General features: G+C 69.1%; 16 protein-coding genes. 10 read left to right on the plus strand and 6 right to left on the minus strand.

The window, feature by feature from the left end:
- Nucleotides 1–57: 57 nt before the first annotated feature.
- Genes SFC76_RS07545 through SFC76_RS07555 form a run of 3 tightly spaced genes read right to left on the minus strand, consistent with a single transcriptional unit; the run spans nt 58 to nt 1675 of the window.
- A complete protein-coding gene (locus SFC76_RS07545) occupies nt 58–519 on the minus strand; it encodes a cytidine deaminase (RefSeq protein WP_322848871.1) in 462 nt (153 codons plus the stop codon).
- A complete protein-coding gene (locus SFC76_RS07550; protein WP_322848872.1) occupies nt 516–1193 on the minus strand; it encodes a GH25 family lysozyme in 678 nt (225 codons plus the stop codon). The genes SFC76_RS07545 and SFC76_RS07550 overlap by 4 nt, the downstream gene beginning before the upstream one ends.
- The gene (locus SFC76_RS07555; RefSeq protein ID WP_322848873.1) at nt 1193–1675 is read right to left on the minus strand and encodes a UPF0262 family protein; all 483 of its coding nucleotides are present in this window, start codon (nt 1673–1675) and stop codon (nt 1193–1195) included. Before SFC76_RS07555 ends, SFC76_RS07550 begins: the two co-directional genes overlap by 1 nt.
- Nucleotides 1676–1755: 80 nt before the next feature.
- Between SFC76_RS07555 and SFC76_RS07560 the strand changes: the two genes are divergently transcribed.
- The 4 genes from SFC76_RS07560 to SFC76_RS07575 all read left to right on the plus strand — a co-directional run bounded on the left by SFC76_RS07560 (nt 1756) and on the right by SFC76_RS07575 (nt 6158).
- The gene (locus SFC76_RS07560) at nt 1756–3249 is read left to right on the plus strand and encodes a replicative DNA helicase (protein ID WP_322848874.1); all 1494 of its coding nucleotides are present in this window, start codon (nt 1756–1758) and stop codon (nt 3247–3249) included.
- A gap of 185 nt (nt 3250–3434) precedes the next feature.
- On the plus strand, nt 3435–4895 hold the full coding sequence (locus SFC76_RS07565; protein ID WP_322848875.1) for a L,D-transpeptidase family protein: 1461 nt from the start codon (nt 3435–3437) through the stop codon (nt 4893–4895).
- Between the two features lie 11 nt (nt 4896–4906).
- On the plus strand, nt 4907–5266 hold the full coding sequence (locus SFC76_RS07570; RefSeq protein WP_322848876.1) for a hypothetical protein: 360 nt from the start codon (nt 4907–4909) through the stop codon (nt 5264–5266).
- A gap of 10 nt (nt 5267–5276) precedes the next feature.
- Nucleotides 5277–6158, plus strand: a complete 882-nt coding sequence (locus SFC76_RS07575) for a D-alanyl-D-alanine carboxypeptidase family protein (protein WP_322848877.1) — start codon at nt 5277–5279, stop codon at nt 6156–6158.
- Between the two features lie 125 nt (nt 6159–6283).
- Here SFC76_RS07575 and SFC76_RS07580 read toward each other — a convergent pair whose 3' ends face one another.
- Both SFC76_RS07580 and SFC76_RS07585 read right to left on the minus strand, forming a co-directional pair.
- Complete coding sequence (locus SFC76_RS07580) at nt 6284–7570, minus strand: M20/M25/M40 family metallo-hydrolase (RefSeq protein WP_322848878.1); 1287 nt, start codon at nt 7568–7570, stop codon at nt 6284–6286.
- Between the two features lie 59 nt (nt 7571–7629).
- Nucleotides 7630–8085, minus strand: a complete 456-nt coding sequence (locus SFC76_RS07585; RefSeq protein ID WP_322848879.1) for a universal stress protein — start codon at nt 8083–8085, stop codon at nt 7630–7632.
- A 111-nt stretch (nt 8086–8196) separates the two neighbouring features.
- Here SFC76_RS07585 and SFC76_RS07590 point away from each other — a divergent pair, with 111 nt between their 5' ends.
- From SFC76_RS07590 to SFC76_RS07615, 6 genes are all read left to right on the plus strand, one after another.
- Nucleotides 8197–9555, plus strand: a complete 1359-nt coding sequence (locus tag SFC76_RS07590) for a pyruvate dehydrogenase complex dihydrolipoamide acetyltransferase (protein ID WP_322848880.1) — start codon at nt 8197–8199, stop codon at nt 9553–9555.
- Complete coding sequence (locus SFC76_RS07595) at nt 9548–9778, plus strand: hypothetical protein (RefSeq protein ID WP_322848881.1); 231 nt, start codon at nt 9548–9550, stop codon at nt 9776–9778. The genes SFC76_RS07590 and SFC76_RS07595 overlap by 8 nt, the downstream gene beginning before the upstream one ends.
- Complete coding sequence (locus SFC76_RS07600; RefSeq protein ID WP_322848882.1) at nt 9775–10191, plus strand: acyl-CoA thioesterase; 417 nt, start codon at nt 9775–9777, stop codon at nt 10189–10191. The genes SFC76_RS07595 and SFC76_RS07600 overlap by 4 nt, the downstream gene beginning before the upstream one ends.
- An 11-nt stretch (nt 10192–10202) precedes the next feature.
- Nucleotides 10203–11597, plus strand: a complete 1395-nt coding sequence (lpdA, locus tag SFC76_RS07605; protein WP_322848883.1) for a dihydrolipoyl dehydrogenase — start codon at nt 10203–10205, stop codon at nt 11595–11597.
- 239 nt (nt 11598–11836) lie between these two features.
- The gene (locus tag SFC76_RS07610) at nt 11837–13255 is read left to right on the plus strand and encodes a hypothetical protein (RefSeq protein WP_322848884.1); all 1419 of its coding nucleotides are present in this window, start codon (nt 11837–11839) and stop codon (nt 13253–13255) included.
- Nucleotides 13256–13313: 58 nt separating this feature from the next.
- Nucleotides 13314–13658 carry a DUF3140 domain-containing protein gene (locus SFC76_RS07615; protein WP_322848885.1) on the plus strand — a complete coding sequence of 115 codons (345 nt, stop codon included), beginning with the start codon at nt 13314–13316 and terminating at the stop codon, nt 13656–13658.
- A gap of 342 nt (nt 13659–14000) precedes the next feature.
- On the opposite strand, the gene SFC76_RS07620 is transcribed toward SFC76_RS07615, so the two are convergent.
- Nucleotides 14001–16358 carry a putative bifunctional diguanylate cyclase/phosphodiesterase gene (locus SFC76_RS07620; RefSeq protein WP_416222397.1) on the minus strand — a complete coding sequence of 786 codons (2358 nt, stop codon included), beginning with the start codon at nt 16356–16358 and terminating at the stop codon, nt 14001–14003.
- Between the last annotated feature and the right edge of the window lie 180 nt (nt 16359–16538).

Below are 16538 nucleotides of genomic sequence, written 5' to 3' on the forward strand. Positions count from 1 at the left end.
CCGCCCAACTGGGCCCCGGCCCCCGCCGGAGTAGTTTCCGTCAGGCGGGCGTCGGGCTCAGCCGATCCCCAGATCCGCCGGCCCGAATGCATGCGGCAGAAGCTCCGACAGCCGGTAGCTGGCGATCGCATTGCCTTCGGCGCCGCCGCAATGCACCGCGAGATCGCGGCCGCCGAGCTGCGCGGCTTCGTTGAGCACCTGGCGGCAGCGTCCGCAGGGGCTGACCGGAGCGGTACCGGTGGCGCGGCCGTCGGCGTCCATCGCGCCGCCGATCACCCCGACCGCGACGACCTCGCGCAGCCGCCCGGCGGCGCTCGCGGTGGCGATCGCCACCGTCTCGGCGCAGAGCGACAGGCCGTAGCTCGCATTTTCGACATTGGCGCCGGTGATCAGGCTGCCGTCGGTCATCAGCAGCGCCGCGCCGACCGCGAAGCGCGAATAGGGCGCGTGCGCGTGGCGGGCGGCATTGCGCGCGGCGGCGATCAGGCGGGCGGGGACGTCGATGGGGTCTTGGGTCATGGTGCGACGACGTCCCAGTTCACAGGGCCTTCGATACCGTCGATGCGGCGGATGTCGCTCGCGCGCCACATCCGCCACGCACGCGCGGCATAAGCGGGGGGGAAGAGATTGGCGGTCGCCCAGACCGGCCGTTCGATCGCCGCCGAGATCGTGTACTCCGATTCGACGGGCTTGCTGAGGCGCAGCAGCACCGGCTTGCGGGTATGCGTCTCGACCATCGTGATGAAGGTGCGCAGCTCGCGGACGAGGTCGGCACGGTCGGGACGGGCGGTGCAGTCGGCGCGGTAATCGACGTCGACCGCGGCGGGTAAGGCGTCGGCAGTGCGCGGCACGAAGGCGTTGAACGCATTCGCCTGGTCGGCGCCCGGCTGGCACAGCGAATAGAGGTGGACCGCGCCGCGGCGCAGCCCCGCGTCGGGCACCGCGGACCAATTCGCCTCGAAACCCGGATCGCGGCGATCCCTGCCCGAGGTGGCGACGAGATAGGCGAAGTCGGCGCCGCGTGCGCGCACCGTGCCCCATTCGATCGCGCCGGGGTTTTCGGGCAGGTCGAGGCCCTGCAGCGGATATTGGCTGGCGGCGGGATGCCAGCCGGTCGCGAAGCTCCAGCCGCCGATGCCGATCGCCCCGGCCGCGACGAGTGCGCCGGCTGCCTTGAGGATGAAGGACGCCATCAGCCGCGCAGGTGCAGTACGCAGATCAGCGTGAATAGACGGCGGGCGGTGTCGAAATCGACCTCGATCTTGCCGGCGAGCCGCTCGCGCAGCGTTTCGGCGGCTTCGTTGTGGACGGCGCGGCGGGCCATATCGACGGTCTCGATCTGTTGCGGGGTGGAGGCCCGTATCGCCTGGTAATAGCTATCGCAAATCGCGAAATAATCCTTGATCGACCGGCGGAAGCGACCGAGCGCGAGCACCAGCGTCTCGAGGTGGCTGTGATCCTCGCGGTGGATGTGGATGCCGAGCCGTCCCTCCGCCGATTCGAGCGTGAGGCGATAGGGGCCGGCATAGCCGTCGGCATGGACGCGCTGCGGCGCGAAATGATTGCCCTCCAGCAGGTCGAAGATCGCGATCCGCCGCTCCTGCTCGACGTCGGCCGAGCGCCAGCCGATGCTGTGCTCGTCGAGCGTCACGTCGATGATCCGCGGGTCGGCCATCGTCGTCCGATAGTGGGCGATGCCGATTACGACAATTACGAGTTTGTCCGGCGGGGCCGCGCGGGGGTATGATCGGCGTCATGGCCACACTCGCATTCCCGATTCCGGCGACTCCCGCCGAACCGCTCCAGCTGCCCCGCAACGTCGAAGCCGAAGCCGCGATGCTCGGCGCGATGATGATCGACAACCGGCTCGCCGACGACCTGCTCGACCGGCTGGAGCCGGCGCATTTCTACGAGCCCGTCCACGGCCGCATCTTCGCGGCGATCAAGACGCTGCGCGTCAACGACATGCTCGCGACGCCGGTAACGCTGCGCCCGATGTTCGAGGCGGACGAGGGGATGCGCGAGCTGGGTGGGCCGTCCTATCTCGCCAGCCTGACCGGATCGGGCGCCGGGCTGATCGGCGCGCGCCAGTTCGCGACGCAGATCTACGATCTCGCGATGCTGCGTGCCCTGGTCAGCGTCGGCCGGACGCTGGTCGACCGGGCGATGGACACGTCCGAGGAGGTCAATCCGCGCGCGCAGATCGAGCTGGCCGAGGAGGAGCTGTACAAGGTCGCCGGCGACGGCGGCGCGGAGAACGCCACCAAGACCTTCGCGCAGGCGACGACGATGGCGGTCAAGATGGCCGAGCGCGCGCTCAATTCGGGCGGCCATCTGTCGGGCGTCACCACCGGGCTCGACAGCGTCAACGCCAAGATCGGCGGCATGCACCATTCCGACCTGATGATCCTCGCCGGCCGTCCGGGCATGGGCAAGACCTCGCTCGCCACCAATATTGCGTTCAACGCGGCGCGGCGCTGGATGCGCGACATGGCCGACGGCATCCCGCCGAGCGAATCGGTCGGCGCCAAGGTCGTCTTCTTCAGCCTCGAGATGAGCGCCGACCAGCTCGCGACGCGCATCCTCGCCGAGCAATCCGGCATCAGCTCCGAATCGCTGCGCATGGGCAAGATCAGCAAGGCCGAATTCGGCCAGCTCGCCGCCGCGGCGGCGGAGCTGGAGACGCTGCCCTTGTTCATCGACGATACCGGCGGCCTCAGCATCAGCGCGCTGCACACCCGCGTGCGGCGCCTGCAGCGGCGGCACAACAACGAGATCGGCCTCGTCGTGGTCGACTATCTCCAGCTGCTGACCAGCGGCGGCAAGGGCGGCAAGGAGAATCGCGTCCAGGAGATTTCGGAGATCTCGCGCGGGTTGAAGACGCTCGCCAAGGACATGAACGTGCCGGTGCTCGCGCTGTCGCAGCTCAGCCGCGCGGTCGAAAGCCGCGAGGACAAACGGCCGATGCTCTCCGACCTTCGCGAATCGGGCTCGATCGAGCAGGACGCCGACATGGTCTGGTTCGTGTTCCGCGAGGATTATTACACCGGCCAACGCGAACCGAAGCGGCCGATGGAAGGCGACGAGGCGCGGGTGTTCGAGGATCACGCCAAGTGGGCGAGCGACATGGAGCGCGTCTACGGCCTCGCCGAGCTGATCGTCGCCAAGCAGCGCCACGGCTCGACCGGCAAGGTGGTGCTGAAATTCGACCCGACGATCACCAAGTTCAGCGACTACGCGGGTTATTGATCGGGCCTGCGTTCCCACCCTTCGTAGTCCCGGCGCAGGCCGGGACCCATGGATACGGCCTGCGCCGGGATGACGAAGGGACGAACATTTCAGAACCTTACCCGTAGTCAGCGCCATCCCGTTCAGCCTAGAGCGAGGTGGATAGTGCCACGGACTCCATAAGGGCGTTTGCCCGGGGGAATATGATGAGACGAACGACTGCGGCGGTGATGACGGCCGCGATGCTCCTGCCGATCGCGCCAATTTCCGCGCAGGTCGCGCCGCCGGCGCCGGTGATGCCGCTACCGGCGGTGCAGGTCGCGCCGCCGGTGGTGATCCCGACCGTGCCGCTGCCGCAACTGACCGAGGCACAGGCGACGCAGCTCGCCAAGCTGCTCGGCAAGGATACGATGGCGCAGGGGCTGGCGCTGGTGCCGCCGCCGGCGGCGGCCGCCGAGGCGCGCGATGCGCTGGTTCGCGAGGCGCTGGATCATGCCCGTGCGGTGCATGCCGGTCGGCTCGCCGAAGCGGATTTCCAGCGCGACTGGGGGCTGCGCCCGCCGGTGTTCGATCCGCTGCCCGGCTTCGCTGATGCGGTGAAGCGCGACCGGATCGCCGCCTGGTTCGCGGCGCTGCCGCCGCCTTATGCCGGCTATGACGGGCTGAAGCTGGGCCTCGATCGCTATCGCGGCATCGCCGCGGCGGGTGGCTGGCCGACGCTGGCGGGTGGCCCCGACCTCGGATTCGGCGCGACCGGCGCGCGCGTGATCGCGCTGCGCCAGCGGCTCGCGGTCGAGGACAAGGACGTCGCGACCAGCGGCACCAGCTTCGACGCGGCACTGGTCGAGGCGGTGCGCCGGGCGCAGCGCCGTTATGGCCTCAACCCGACCGGCACCGTCTCGACCCAGACGCTGGCGGCGCTCAACGTGCCGACCGCGGCGCGGGTGCGGCAGATCATGGCCAATATGGAGCGCTGGCGCTGGCTGCCGCAGGACCTGCCGCGCGACCGTATCCAGGTGAACATCGCCGCTGCGGTGCTGACCGTGTTCGACGGCGACGCGCCGGTGATGTCGATGCGTGCGGTCACCGGCCGGCCGGGCGACGAGACGCCGATGCTGTCCTCGACGATCCACAGCATCGTCATCAATCCGCCGTGGAACGTGCCGACCTCGATCGCCACCAAGGAATTGTGGCCCAAGCAGAAGCGCGATCCGGGCTATTTCAAGCGCAACGGCTTTCGCGTGATCGACGGCACCCGCCTGCAACAGGTCGCCGGCGACCAGAGCGCGCTCGGCCGGTTCAAGTTCGACTTCGACAACGCCTTCTCGGTCTATCTCCACGACACGCCGTCACGCGCCAAGTTCGCCAGCTTCAGCCGGCTCGCCAGCCACGGCTGCGTGCGGCTGGAGAAGCCCGCCGACCTCGCGCAATTGTTGCTGAAGGGCGATCCGACCTGGACGCCCGAGGCGATCGACGCGGCGGTGGCGAAGGGCGATACGGTGCGCGCGCGGCTGACCAAGCCGGTCGCGGTCTATCTGCTCTACTGGACCGCCTTCGCCAGCGGCAGCGGTCAGATGAACTTCCGCGACGATCCCTATGGCTGGGACGGGACGCTGGCGGCGAAGATCGAGGCGCGCTCGGCGCGTCAGGCACTTGCGGCACGATGACGAGGAAAACGATGAGCTTTCGCACCAAGACGATGACGGTGGCGGCGCTGGCCGCCGGGTTGCTGGCGGTGAGCGCCTGCTCGCGGTCCGAGCCAGAGGGGCCGATGGACGATAACGCGCTCGGCCTCGACCAGCCGATGACCAACGCGACCGACGAGATCGCGCCGGTCGAGACGCCCAGCGCGATCCCTGAGCCGACCCCGGACGCCAATGCCGCCGCGGCCATCGAACCGCCGCCCGAGGCGCCGATCAAGCCCGACGCGCAGGTGCTCGACGACGCCGATGCGACCGGCATGACCGCGCGGGTGACGCGCGACGAGGCGCCGGCGCGCGACGAGACCGCGGCACCGAACGACCAGGCTCCGCAATAAGGGACGCGGCATGACGATGGTGACGCGCCGCACGGTTCATGCCTGGTGCGGCGCCCTGTTTCTGTTGGGCGGCCTCGGGGGTGCGGTGCCGGCGGCGGCGGTGACGCGGCCGGTTTCGGCGATCCTGGTCGACGCCCGCGACGGCACCGTGCTGTTCGCGGAGAATGCCGGCATCGTCCGCCGGCCGGCGTCGCTGACCAAGATGATGACGCTGTTCCTGACCTTCGACGCGCTCGATGCCGGAACGCTGCGGCCGGGCGATCCGGTGCGCTTCTCGCGCTATGCCGCGGCGATGCAGCCGTCGAAGGTCGGCATGCGGCCGGGCGCGACGATGACGGTCGAGGAGGCGATCCGCGCGGTCGCGGTGATCTCCGCCAACGACGTCGCGGTGGCGCTGGCCGAGACGATCGCGGGCACCGAGGATCGGTTCGCGCGGATGATGACGCAGAAGGCGCGCGCGCTGGGGTTGCAGGATACGTCGTTCACCAACGCGACCGGGCTGCCCGGCGCCAATCTGACGACGGCGCAGGATATCGCGCGGCTGTCCATGGCGCTGCTGCGCGACCATCCCGCCCGCTATGCCGCGTTCGGGACGCGATCGTTCAGCTGGGCGGGGCGGCGGGTGCAGAACCACAATCACCTGCTCGGCGCCTATCCCGGCGCCGACGGGATCAAGACCGGCTATACCGCCGAGGCTGGGTTCGCGCTGGCGGCTTCGGCCAAGCGCGGCGGCCGGCGGCTGATCGCGGTGGTGATCGGCGAGCGTTCGGTGGCGCTGCGCGACCGGCGGGTCGCACAGATGCTGACCGAGGGGTTCGCCGAGCCGGCCCGTGCGCCGGAGCGCGGCGAGCGGCCGGACACGCTGGAGGAATGGCTGAGCAAAGGGCGGTAGGGGCCATCCCCTCGTCATTCCGGCGGAAGCCGGGACCCATGGTCATAATGTGGTCGGCGGCGGCGCGTAACGCTGGGTCATCGCATCCATGGGTCCCGGCTTTCGCCGGGATGAAGAGGGGGGCATCACCGCCGCGCCGCGCGACCGCCGAAGGTCGGCAGGCTCTCGCTGCCGTCCGCACCGAGCGACGATACCGCGAAGAACGTGTCGTCCACCGGCAGCTGCGTCATCGTCGCGTTCGTCCCGGTCACGTCCTTCGACTTCGCCCAGGCGGCGGTGTCGTTGGCGCGCCAGCGGATGCGATAGCCGACCGCGCCCGGCACCGGCGTCCAGCTCACCTGCGTGTCGCGCGACAGATCGCCGACCAGCCCGACGCTCGCCGGCGCGGCGGGGGCGGCGGCCAGGCGGGCGACGGTGGCGGCATTGATTGCGGTGACCTTCGCCAGATAGGCGAAATCCATCCGGTCGATCGTGTCGCCATAGACGACGCCCTTCTCGGTGCGCAGGTCCTGATGCTGCGCATCCCAGTTCTCCGCGCCGACCGAGAAGCGCACCGCGGGATAGCCGCGCTTGAGGAAGGGTTCGTGGTCGCCGCCGCGGCCGAACCGGTCCGGGCGGCGGTCGATCACCACGTCGAAGCCGCCGGGGATCGCATCGGCGATGCCGTCGATCGTCTTGGCGAGCGCGCGGCTGGGGCCGTCGTCCTCGCCGCCCTCGCCGCGGCGGCGCTGCTGCTGCGGCAGGTCCTCCGCGGCGCGGATGCCTTCCGAGAAGACGCGGACGCGGCCGGCGTCGCGGACGCCGCCCTGGCCGATGCTGTTGCCGACGATATCGTTGTTGAGCATCGCGCTGACTTGCCAGCCACGCGTCGCGGCGGTGTCGGCGAGCAGTTCGGCACCCCATAGCCCCTGTTCCTCGGCGGAAAAGGCGACGTAGACGATCGTCGCGTCGAATGTGCGCTTCGACAGCAGGCGGGCGGTTTCGAGTACGAGCGCGACGCCAGAGGCGTCGTCGTTGGCGCCCGGCGCGTCGCTGGTCGCGTCCATCACGTCGGTGACGCGGCTGTCGATATGGCCGCCGATGATGATGACGCGATTGGGATCGCGGCCCGGCTGGATGCCGAGCACGTCCTCGACCATCACGCCGTCCGGTGCGCGCGGGCCGGTGAAGCGCCGGCTGATCCGCTCGACCTTGATACAGCCGCCGCAGTCGCGGCCGATCGCCGCGAACTGCTCTGCCGCCCAGGTGCGCGCCGCGCCGATGCCGCGCTTGGGATCGCTGGTCGTCGACAAGGTGTGGCGGGTGCCGAAGCCGACGAGCGCGCCGACGCTGGCCTTGAGCCGCGCGGGGCTGGGGGCGGGGACGGGCGCGGCGGCGACCGCGGCGGCGGCGAGGAGCGGAGCGATGATCATCAGGCAGTGTGACGCGCCGCGGCGCCGTGCTCAAGCCCTTCAAGCCCTTGCGGCGACGATCAACTCAGCCGGTCGATCGCCTCGCGGCTGAGCGAGCCCGGGATGATCATCACCGGCACCGGCAGCGCGCCGGCGTCCGATCCGGCAAAATGGCTGACCAGCTTGCCCGGCGCCCCCGCCGGCGCGGCGCCGAGCACCAGCGCGGCGATATCGGGATTGGCCGCGATCATCTCGCGGATGATCTTCGGGCCCTCGCCCTGGCGCACGGTGATCGCCGGGCGCAGTCCCGATTCCTCGACCAACGTGCCCGCGGCGGCCGCGACGAGTCCTTCGGCGTGCTGCATCGCCTCTTCCTCGATCGTCGCCTGGACACCGCCGAAGGCGATGAACTCCTGCGGCGGCAGCACGGTCAGGATCTCGACGCCGCCGCCGGTCTTCACCGCGCGGCGCGCGGCGAAGCGCAGCGCGATCTCCGCTTCCGGGCTGTCATCGACCACCACGAGATAGATACGCATCATTTCGCCCCTTTTCCGCTTCGTGCCGCGTGGGCGAGCGGCGCGCAAGACTTGACCCCCCGCGTCAGGAGCGCGAAGGGAGCCACCTGCTCCCCAGGCAAGAGGACCTGCATGTCGATCGAGATCAAGATGCCCGCGCTGTCGCCGACGATGGAAGAGGGCACGCTCGCCAAGTGGCTCGTCAAGGAAGGCGATAGCGTCAAGTCCGGCGACATCATGGCCGAAATCGAAACCGACAAGGCGACGATGGAATTCGAGGCGGTGGACGAAGGCGTGATCGCCAAGATCCTGATCGCCGAGGGTACGGACAATGTGAAGGTCGGCGCGGTGATCGCGATCCTCGCCGAAGAGGGCGAGGACGCGTCGTCGGTGTCCGCCCCGACCAAGAGCGACACGCCCGCCCCCGCGGCGAAGGAATCGGAATCCCGGCCGAACCCGGCCGATCCCAACAAGACCGGCAGCGAGGCCGAGCCCGCCGACCGCACGATCACGCAGGCCGAGGATCACGGCAAGCCCGCCGATACCGGCGAGGCGCCCAAGGCCGCCGCCCCCGCATCGGGCGAACGCGTCAAGGCGAGCCCGCTCGCGCGCCGCATCGCCGCCGAGAAGGGCATCGAACTGTCGGGCGTGACCGGTTCCGGCCCCAACGGCCGGATCGTCAAGGCCGACGTCGAGGGTGCCAAGCCCGGTGCCGCGGCGCCCGCCGCCGCGACGCGCGACGCGGCACCCGCCGCTGCCGCCGCCCCGGCGCCCGCGCCGAAGCCCGCGATCGTGCCTGACATCCCGCACGAGGCGACCAAGCTCAGCAACATCCGCAAGACGATCGCGCGCCGCCTCACCGAGTCGAAGCAGACCGTGCCGCACATCTATCTGACGGTGGATATCCAGCTCGACGCGCTGCTCAAGCTGCGCGGCGACCTCAACGCCTCGCTGGAGAGCCGCGGCGTCAAGCTGTCGGTCAACGACATGCTGGTCAAGGCGCTCGCCGTCGCGCTGATCGCGGTGCCCAAGTGCAACGTGATGTTCACGCCGGACCAGCTGATCAGCTTCAAGCGTGCCGACATCTCGGTCGCGGTGTCGACGCCGTCGGGGCTGATCACGCCGATCGTCGTCGGCGCCGACTCCAAGAGCCTGTCGGCGATCTCGGCCGAGGTGAAGGACCTCGCCGCGCGCGCCAAGGACAACAAGCTGAAGCCCGAGGAATTCCAGGGCGGTACGGCGTCGATCAGCAACATGGGGATGTTCGGGATCAAGCAGTTCGAGGCGGTGATCAATCCGCCGCAGGGCATGATCATGGCGATCGGCGCGGGCGAGAAGCGGCCGTATGTCGTCGACGGCGAGCTGGCGGTGGCGACGGTGATGTCGGCGACCGGCAGCTTCGACCATCGCGCGATCGACGGTGCCGACGGCGCCGAGCTGATGAAGGCCTTCAAGGAGTTGGTCGAGCGTCCGCTCGGCATGCTTGCCTGAGGCGATCGTGGCGCGGACGCCAAACTCCCGCACGGCGATCGAATTGCTCCATCTCGTCGCCGGGCTGGTCGCAGCCGCGGCGATGACGTGGGCGGCGGCCTGGGCCTATCCGCTCGGCTATGAGACGATCTGGTGGTGTGGCGCGGGGGCGATGGCGGCGGCGGTGCTGATGAGCATCGGTCCGTTGCGTCGCGCCCGTGCGATCGACAGGAGCCGTACATGACCTTGCCCGCAGGTACCCCGACGATCCGCGTCACCGCGATGCCGGGCGATTCGAATCCCTATGGCGACATCTTCGGCGGCTGGCTGATGGGCCAGATGGATCTCGCCGCCGGATCGGTGGCGTCGCGCCATGCCGGCGGCCGCGCGGTGACGATCGCCTGCGACGCGATGAAGTTCCACGCGCCGGTGCTCGTCGGCGACGAGGTGTCGGTCTATGCGCGGCTGGTCGCGGTCGGCAACACGTCGATGACGATCGAGGTCGAGGCGTGGCGCCGCGCCCGCCATCTCGAGGATTCCACCAAGGTGACGCAGGCGCGCTTCGTGTTCGTCGCCACCGACGAGAACCGGGCGCCGCGCCGCGTCGCGCCGCTGCCCGATCAAACCCCTGATCAAACCCATGAACCTCCCCGGTAAGGACTTCCAACGTGGCTGATACCTTCGACCTCCTCATCCTCGGTTCGGGTCCGGGCGGCTATGTCGCGGCGATCCGGGCGAGCCAGCTCGGCCTCAAGGTCGGCATCGTCGAGCGCGAGCGGCTGGGCGGCATCTGCCTCAACTGGGGCTGTATCCCGACCAAGGCGCTGCTGCGCACGTCGGAAGTCTATCACTACATGACCCATGCCGACTCCTACGGCCTGAAGGCGGACAATGTCGGCTTCGACCTCGGCAAGATCGTCGATCGCAGCCGCAAGGTCGCCGGCCAGCTCAATGCCGGCGTCAAGGGCCTGATGAAGAAGAACAAGGTCCAGGTGTTCGAGGGCGTCGGCGCGCTGACCGGCAAGGGCAAGCTCTCGGTCAAGCAGGGCGACAAGACGGTCGAGCTGGAGGCCAAGCACATCATGGTCGCGACCGGCGCGCGCGCACGCGACCTGCCGTTCGCCAAGGCCGACGGCAAGCGCATCTGGACCTATCGCCACGCGATGGTGCCCGAGGTGATGCCGACCAAGCTGCTGGTCATCGGATCGGGCGCGATCGGTGTCGAGTTCGCCAGCTTCTACAACGACATGGGCGCGGACGTGACGATCGTCGAGATGCTCGACCGGATCCTGCCGGTCGAGGATGCCGAGGTCAGCGAATTCATGACCAAGGCGCTGACCAAACAGGGGATCAAGATCCTCACCAAATCCGGGCTGGAGAAGCTGGAGACCGGCGCCAACGGCGTCACCGCGGCGATCAAGGGCGCCGACGGCAAGGTCACCGAGACCGAGTTCAGCCATGCGATCGTCGCGATCGGCATCGTGCCGAACACCGAGAATATCGGGCTGGAGGCATTGGGCGTCGAGACCGAGCGCGGCCATATCAAGGTCGACGGCTTCGGCCGCACCAACGTCGAGGGGATCTATGCGATCGGCGACGTCACCGGCGCACCGTGGCTGGCGCACAAGGCGAGCCACGAGGGCATCGTCTGCATCGAGAAGATCGCCGGGCAGGACCCGCATCCGTTCGAGACGTGGAACATCCCCGGCTGCACCTATTCGCGCCCGCAGGTCGCCAGCGTCGGCTTCACCGAGGCCAAGGCCAGGGAAGCCGGCCATGAGGTGAAGGTCGGCAAATTCCCGTTCATCGGCAACGGCAAGGCGATCGCGCTCGGCGAGGCGGAGGGCTTCGTCAAGACGGTGTTCGACGCCAAGACCGGCGAATTGCTCGGTGCGCACATGATCGGCGCGGAAGTGACCGAGCTGATCCAGGGCTATGTCATCGCCCGCCAGCTCGAGACGACCGAGCACGAGCTGATGGAGACGGTGTTCGCGCATCCGACGCTCAGCGAGATGATGCACGAAAGCGTGCTCGGCGCTTATGGTCGCGCGATTCACTTCTAGGATCGATCGCCATTCACCTTGTGGCCTATTGTAATTCCTCCCCCGCCAGGGAGTGCCGGGTTGAACGGCCCCCGGCCGTTCAAGGTCATGCCGGGGGCATGACCGACCCGGCACTGTGGCATGCCGCAGGCATGACGGAGGGGAGGTAAGCGACACGTCTGTTCCGTATCCTCCCCCTCCGTCACGGCTTCGCCGCGCCACCTCCCCCTGGCGGGGGAGGAATTTTGGCTGAATCCCGAATGTCGATTTCGCCTAGGATCATTCCAGCCGACCGCCGCGCCGCCCGCACCCTGGGCGTCGCGGCGGCGGTGCTGTTCGCCGTGTCGCTCGCGCTCTTCTGGCCGGGCTATGTCGCCTATGACAGCCTCGCCCAATATGCGCAGGCGACGAGCGGGCAGTATGAGGATTGGCATCCGCCGATCATGGCACGGCTGTGGTCGCTGTTCGGCGATCACGGGCCGGCGCCGATGCTCGCGGTGCAGCTCGGCGCTTATTGGCTGGGACTGGGGCTGTTCGCCGCGGCGCTCGCCGCGCGCGGTCGGCGCCGTGCGGCGTGGATCATGCTGGCGATCGGCGTCTGGCCGCCGCTGCTCGGCTGGCAGGGGGTGGTGCTCAAGGATCTGCAGATGTCGGCGGCGCTGCTCGCCGCGACGGGCATCGTCGGCTGGTGGCGGCTGCGTGGCCGACGATTGCCCGGCTGGTCGTTCACCGCGCTGGTGCCGCTGTTCGGCTATGCTCTGCTGGTCCGCGCCAACGCGCCCTTCGCCGTGGTGCCGCTGATCGCGATGGTGCTGCCCTGGCCCATGGGGCTCGCCCGGATCGCCGTGGCGTTGGTCGGGACCGTCGCCGCGATCGGAGTGGCGTCGCCGATCAACCACGGCGTTTTGGGTGCCCATCGCACCGGTGTCGAGCAGACGCAGGCGCTGTACGATCTGGTCGGCATCGGCGTGCGGAGCGGCGATGCCGCGGTCGGGCTGCCGGTGGCGACGCTCGACGCGATCCGCGCGAAGCGCTGCGTCAGGCCCTATTTCTGGGACCCGCTCGGCGAACCGCGGCGCTGCGAGGCGCTGGTCGCGCCGTTGCGCGCCGAGCCGGCTGGAACGCTCTACGTCCGTCTGGCCGGGATGATCCTGCGCCACCCCCTCGCTTATGCCGGGCATCGCCTCGCGCATCTCAACTCGACCGAGCGATTGTGGGTGCCGCGGCACTGGCTCGGCGCCGCGCCGCTCCGCGCGAGCGAACCCAATACGCTCGGCTTCGGCGAACCCGGCGCGCTCGCCCGGACGTGGCAGGTGATCGGCGCGGGGCTGATGGAGACGCCGCTCGGCTGGCCGATCGTCTGGGTGGTGGCGGCGATCGCCGGGCTGTGGTGCGCCTTGCGGGCGCAGGCCCGCGGGCGCGGCGACGACGCGGTGGCGGCGGCGCTGTTCACGTCCGCGCTGACGATGGAGGCGAGTTTCGCGGTGATCAGCATCGCCTCCGACCTGCGCTATCATCTGTGGACGCTGACCGCGACGGCGATCGGCTGGGTGCTGCTCGGCCCGCGGCGCTGGCCGCGGGCGGTGACGCTGCTGCTGGTCGCCATGGTGCTGATCGGCGGCGTCGCGCGCGCGATCCTGCCCGAGGCGCCGCAGAGCTATGTCGGGATGCTCGGCTGATCCCCGCTGCAACCCTTCGCCGCACCGCGACGTTGGGCGGGACGAAGGAGAGCGGTGCATGGCGGACGATCACGCGGCGATCGCGCGGGATTTCGACGAGGCGGTCAACATGGCGCCGGCGGAACTGGAGCGCTTCCTCGACAGCGACGACAGCAAGCGCGTCGGCTGGAAGGGCGAGGATGGCGACGGCAAGGGCGAGAGCGTCGGCCACGCCTCCGGCCGCCACATCGTCGCGATCAAGCGGACCAAGAAGGCCGACCTGACCGACGCCGATTACGCGCATATGAAGAAGGTGGTCGGCTACGTGCACCGCCACCTAGCCCAGGGCGGTCCGAACGAGGACAAGCAACATAGCGACTGGCGCTATTCGCTGATGAACTGGGGGCACGACCCGATGAAATAGGCCGGCGGAGATGGGGTGCTCGCTATACTTAGCGGGATCGACATTCATCGTCGTAGCGTAAATCCTCCCCCTGGCGGGGGAGGAAATCGACTGAATGTAGATCGGTCCGAGGCGGAATAGACCCTCGGGGCTTTGAAGAGACCCCGCCCGGCGGGGCAGGCCTATCGCATATGCGCGTTTGCGAGAACCGGTCGTGGCTCGAAACCCACCTCGTCACCCCGGCCTCGAGCCGGGGTCCCGCTTCTCTCGACGGCGCGAAGAAGCGGGATGCCGGATCGAGTCCGGCATGACGGGGGTATTTGTGCAAGTGTGACACCCCAAGCCATTCGGCCGAATGTCCCCCTAAGCGGCGACATCCCTGTCCCAGCGCCGGCTCGCGACCGCGCGGGCTTCCTCGACGGGAAGGGGGCGGCCGAAATAGAAGCCCTGGACCTTGGTGCAGCCGAGGTCCTGCACCATGCGGTGCTCGGCTTCGGTCTCGACGCCCTCCGCGGTGGTCGCCATGCCGAGGCTCTGCGCGAGTGCGACGACGGCGCGGATGATCGCGATCGCTTCCTTGACCCCGCGCGAGGCGCTCTGGACGAAGCTGCGGTCGATCTTGATCGACGAGAAGCGCGTGCGCGAGAGATAACCGAGCGACGAATAGCCGGTGCCGAAATCGTCGAGGCTGAGCCGCACGCCGAGGTCGAGAATGCGTTCGAGCACCTTGGTCGCGCCAAGCCCCTCATGCATGAAGACGCTCTCGGTCACTTCCAGTTCGAGCCGCTCGACCGACAGGCCGCTGTCCGCCAGCGCCGAGGTGACGACGGTGACGAAGCCGGGGTTCTGCAGCTGGTCGGCGGACACGTTGACCGCGACGCGGATGTGCGACGGCCAGCGTGCGGCCTCGGCGCAGGCGGTGCGCAGCACCCATTCGCCGATCGGCTGGATCAATCGCGCCTCTTCGGCGAGCGGGATGAACTTGGTGGGCGAGACGTCGCCGAACTGCGGGCTGTGCCAGCGCAACAGCGCTTCGAACCCGGTGAGGCCTCCGGTCGCGGCGTCGACCACCGGCTGATAATGGAGGTGCATCTCGCCGCGTTCGAGTGCCTGGCGCAGCGCCATTTCGAGCACGCGGCGTTCCTCCGCCTGGACGTGCAGCTCTGGCTCGTAGGCGTGGTAGACGCCGCGGCCGGCATCCTTGGCGCGGTAGAGCGCGAGATCGGCGGAGCGGATCAGCATCTCCGCGGTGCGGCCGTCGCGCGGGCCGATCGCGAGGCCGACCGAGGCGCCGATGTAGAGCGTGTTGGCGTCGACCTCATAGGGGCGCGACAGCGTCTCGATGATCCGCTGCGCCAGCGCCTCGACCGCGCTGCTGTTGGTCGCGTCGCGCATCACCACCGCGAATTCGTCGCCGCCGAGCCGGCCGCAGGTCTCGTTGTCGCCCATCAGCTGGCCGAGTCGTTCGGCGACGCGGCTGAGCAGACGGTCGCCGATCGGATGGCCGAGCGTGTCGTTGACCGCCTTGAACCGGTCGAGATCGATCATCATGAACGCGCAGCGGCCGCCCCATTTGTCCGCCTCCGCCATCGCGCGCGCCAGCGTCTCGTTGACCATCAGGCGGTTGGGCAGGCCGGTAAGCGTGTCGAAGCGCGCCATCCGGTTGATCTTGTCGTCCGACGCGCGCTGCTCGGTGACGTCCGAACCGACGCCGCGGAAGCCGCAGAACGAGCCGTTTTCATCGAACCGCGGGCTGGCGGCGAGCTCCCACCACCGCTCCTCGCCGTCGACCGTGAGCGAGAGCCGCAGATCGCGAAAGCTGTCGCGCGTCTTCAATTTGTCGGCGAGGTTGCGCAGGCCGGGGGTGAAGTCGCCGGTGTCCCAGGTCGATCCGGCGAGCACCTGGAGAAACGGCATCCCCTCGATGGTGAGCGGATCGAGCCGGCAGGCGTAGGCGAAGCGGGGCGAGGCCTTGACGATGCGGCGGGCGGCGTCGGTCTCCCACAGCCAGTCGGCGCTGGTCTCCTCGAACTCGCGCAGCAGCAGGCTGACCGTCTCGTCGCGTTCCGCCAGCGCGATCTGGCTGGCGCGGATCACCACCAGCGAGCGGGCGCGGTTGAGGCACACGATGATCAGCATCACGGTGAAGATCGACGTCGCGCAGGCCGCGGCATAGCTGCCGATCGTCACCAGCTTGACCGTCACCGACAGGCCGAGGCCGCCGACGAAGGCGATCGTGGCGAGCGCCAGCGGCGCCATCGCGACCGCGCCGGCGGTCATCAGCACCGAAAGGATCATCCACAGGACATAGGCGCTGTTGGAGCCGGGATGCGTGTTGAAGACGAGGCAGGGGATCGACCAGGCGACGGCGAGGGCGACGCCCTCGATCGCGGTCGCACGCAGATCGGCCTGCGTGGCATAGCCGCCGTCGCGGTGACGCGTGCTGAGCCGGCGCGTCGCGACGGTGACCGCGACCGCCGCGACGAGCATCGCCCACCCGCCGAGCCACCACGCCGACACCTGCGTCGCGAACAGCGACACGGTGGTCGCCGCGCCGACCAGATTGGCGCAGAGCAGCAGCAGGGCGAGCTGGCGGCCGGCATCCAATTGGGTCGAGCGGATTCGCGCCCAATGCGCGGCGTCGTCGCCGTCGCGAAACCCCAGCAGCTGAGAAAAGCGGATCGCGCCGGGATCCGAGGCAGGCGTGGTTTCTTGGTTCACCCGCGAGGAGTTAACCCGTCAAGGTTGACGGAGTGTTAGAACCGGATCGAGATTTCATCCGAAATGCCAGTAACTTCGCCGAATTTGGGCGTTCGTTTCGAATGTTGGGGTCGCAATGGGGCTTCGTCGTATCCTCCCCCTTGCGGGGGCGGAATAGGGGGCGTGCATCTAGTCCTCCCC

Source organism: Sphingomonas sp. CD22 (assembly GCF_034556155.1).
Taxonomy (GTDB): domain Bacteria; phylum Pseudomonadota; class Alphaproteobacteria; order Sphingomonadales; family Sphingomonadaceae; genus Sphingomonas.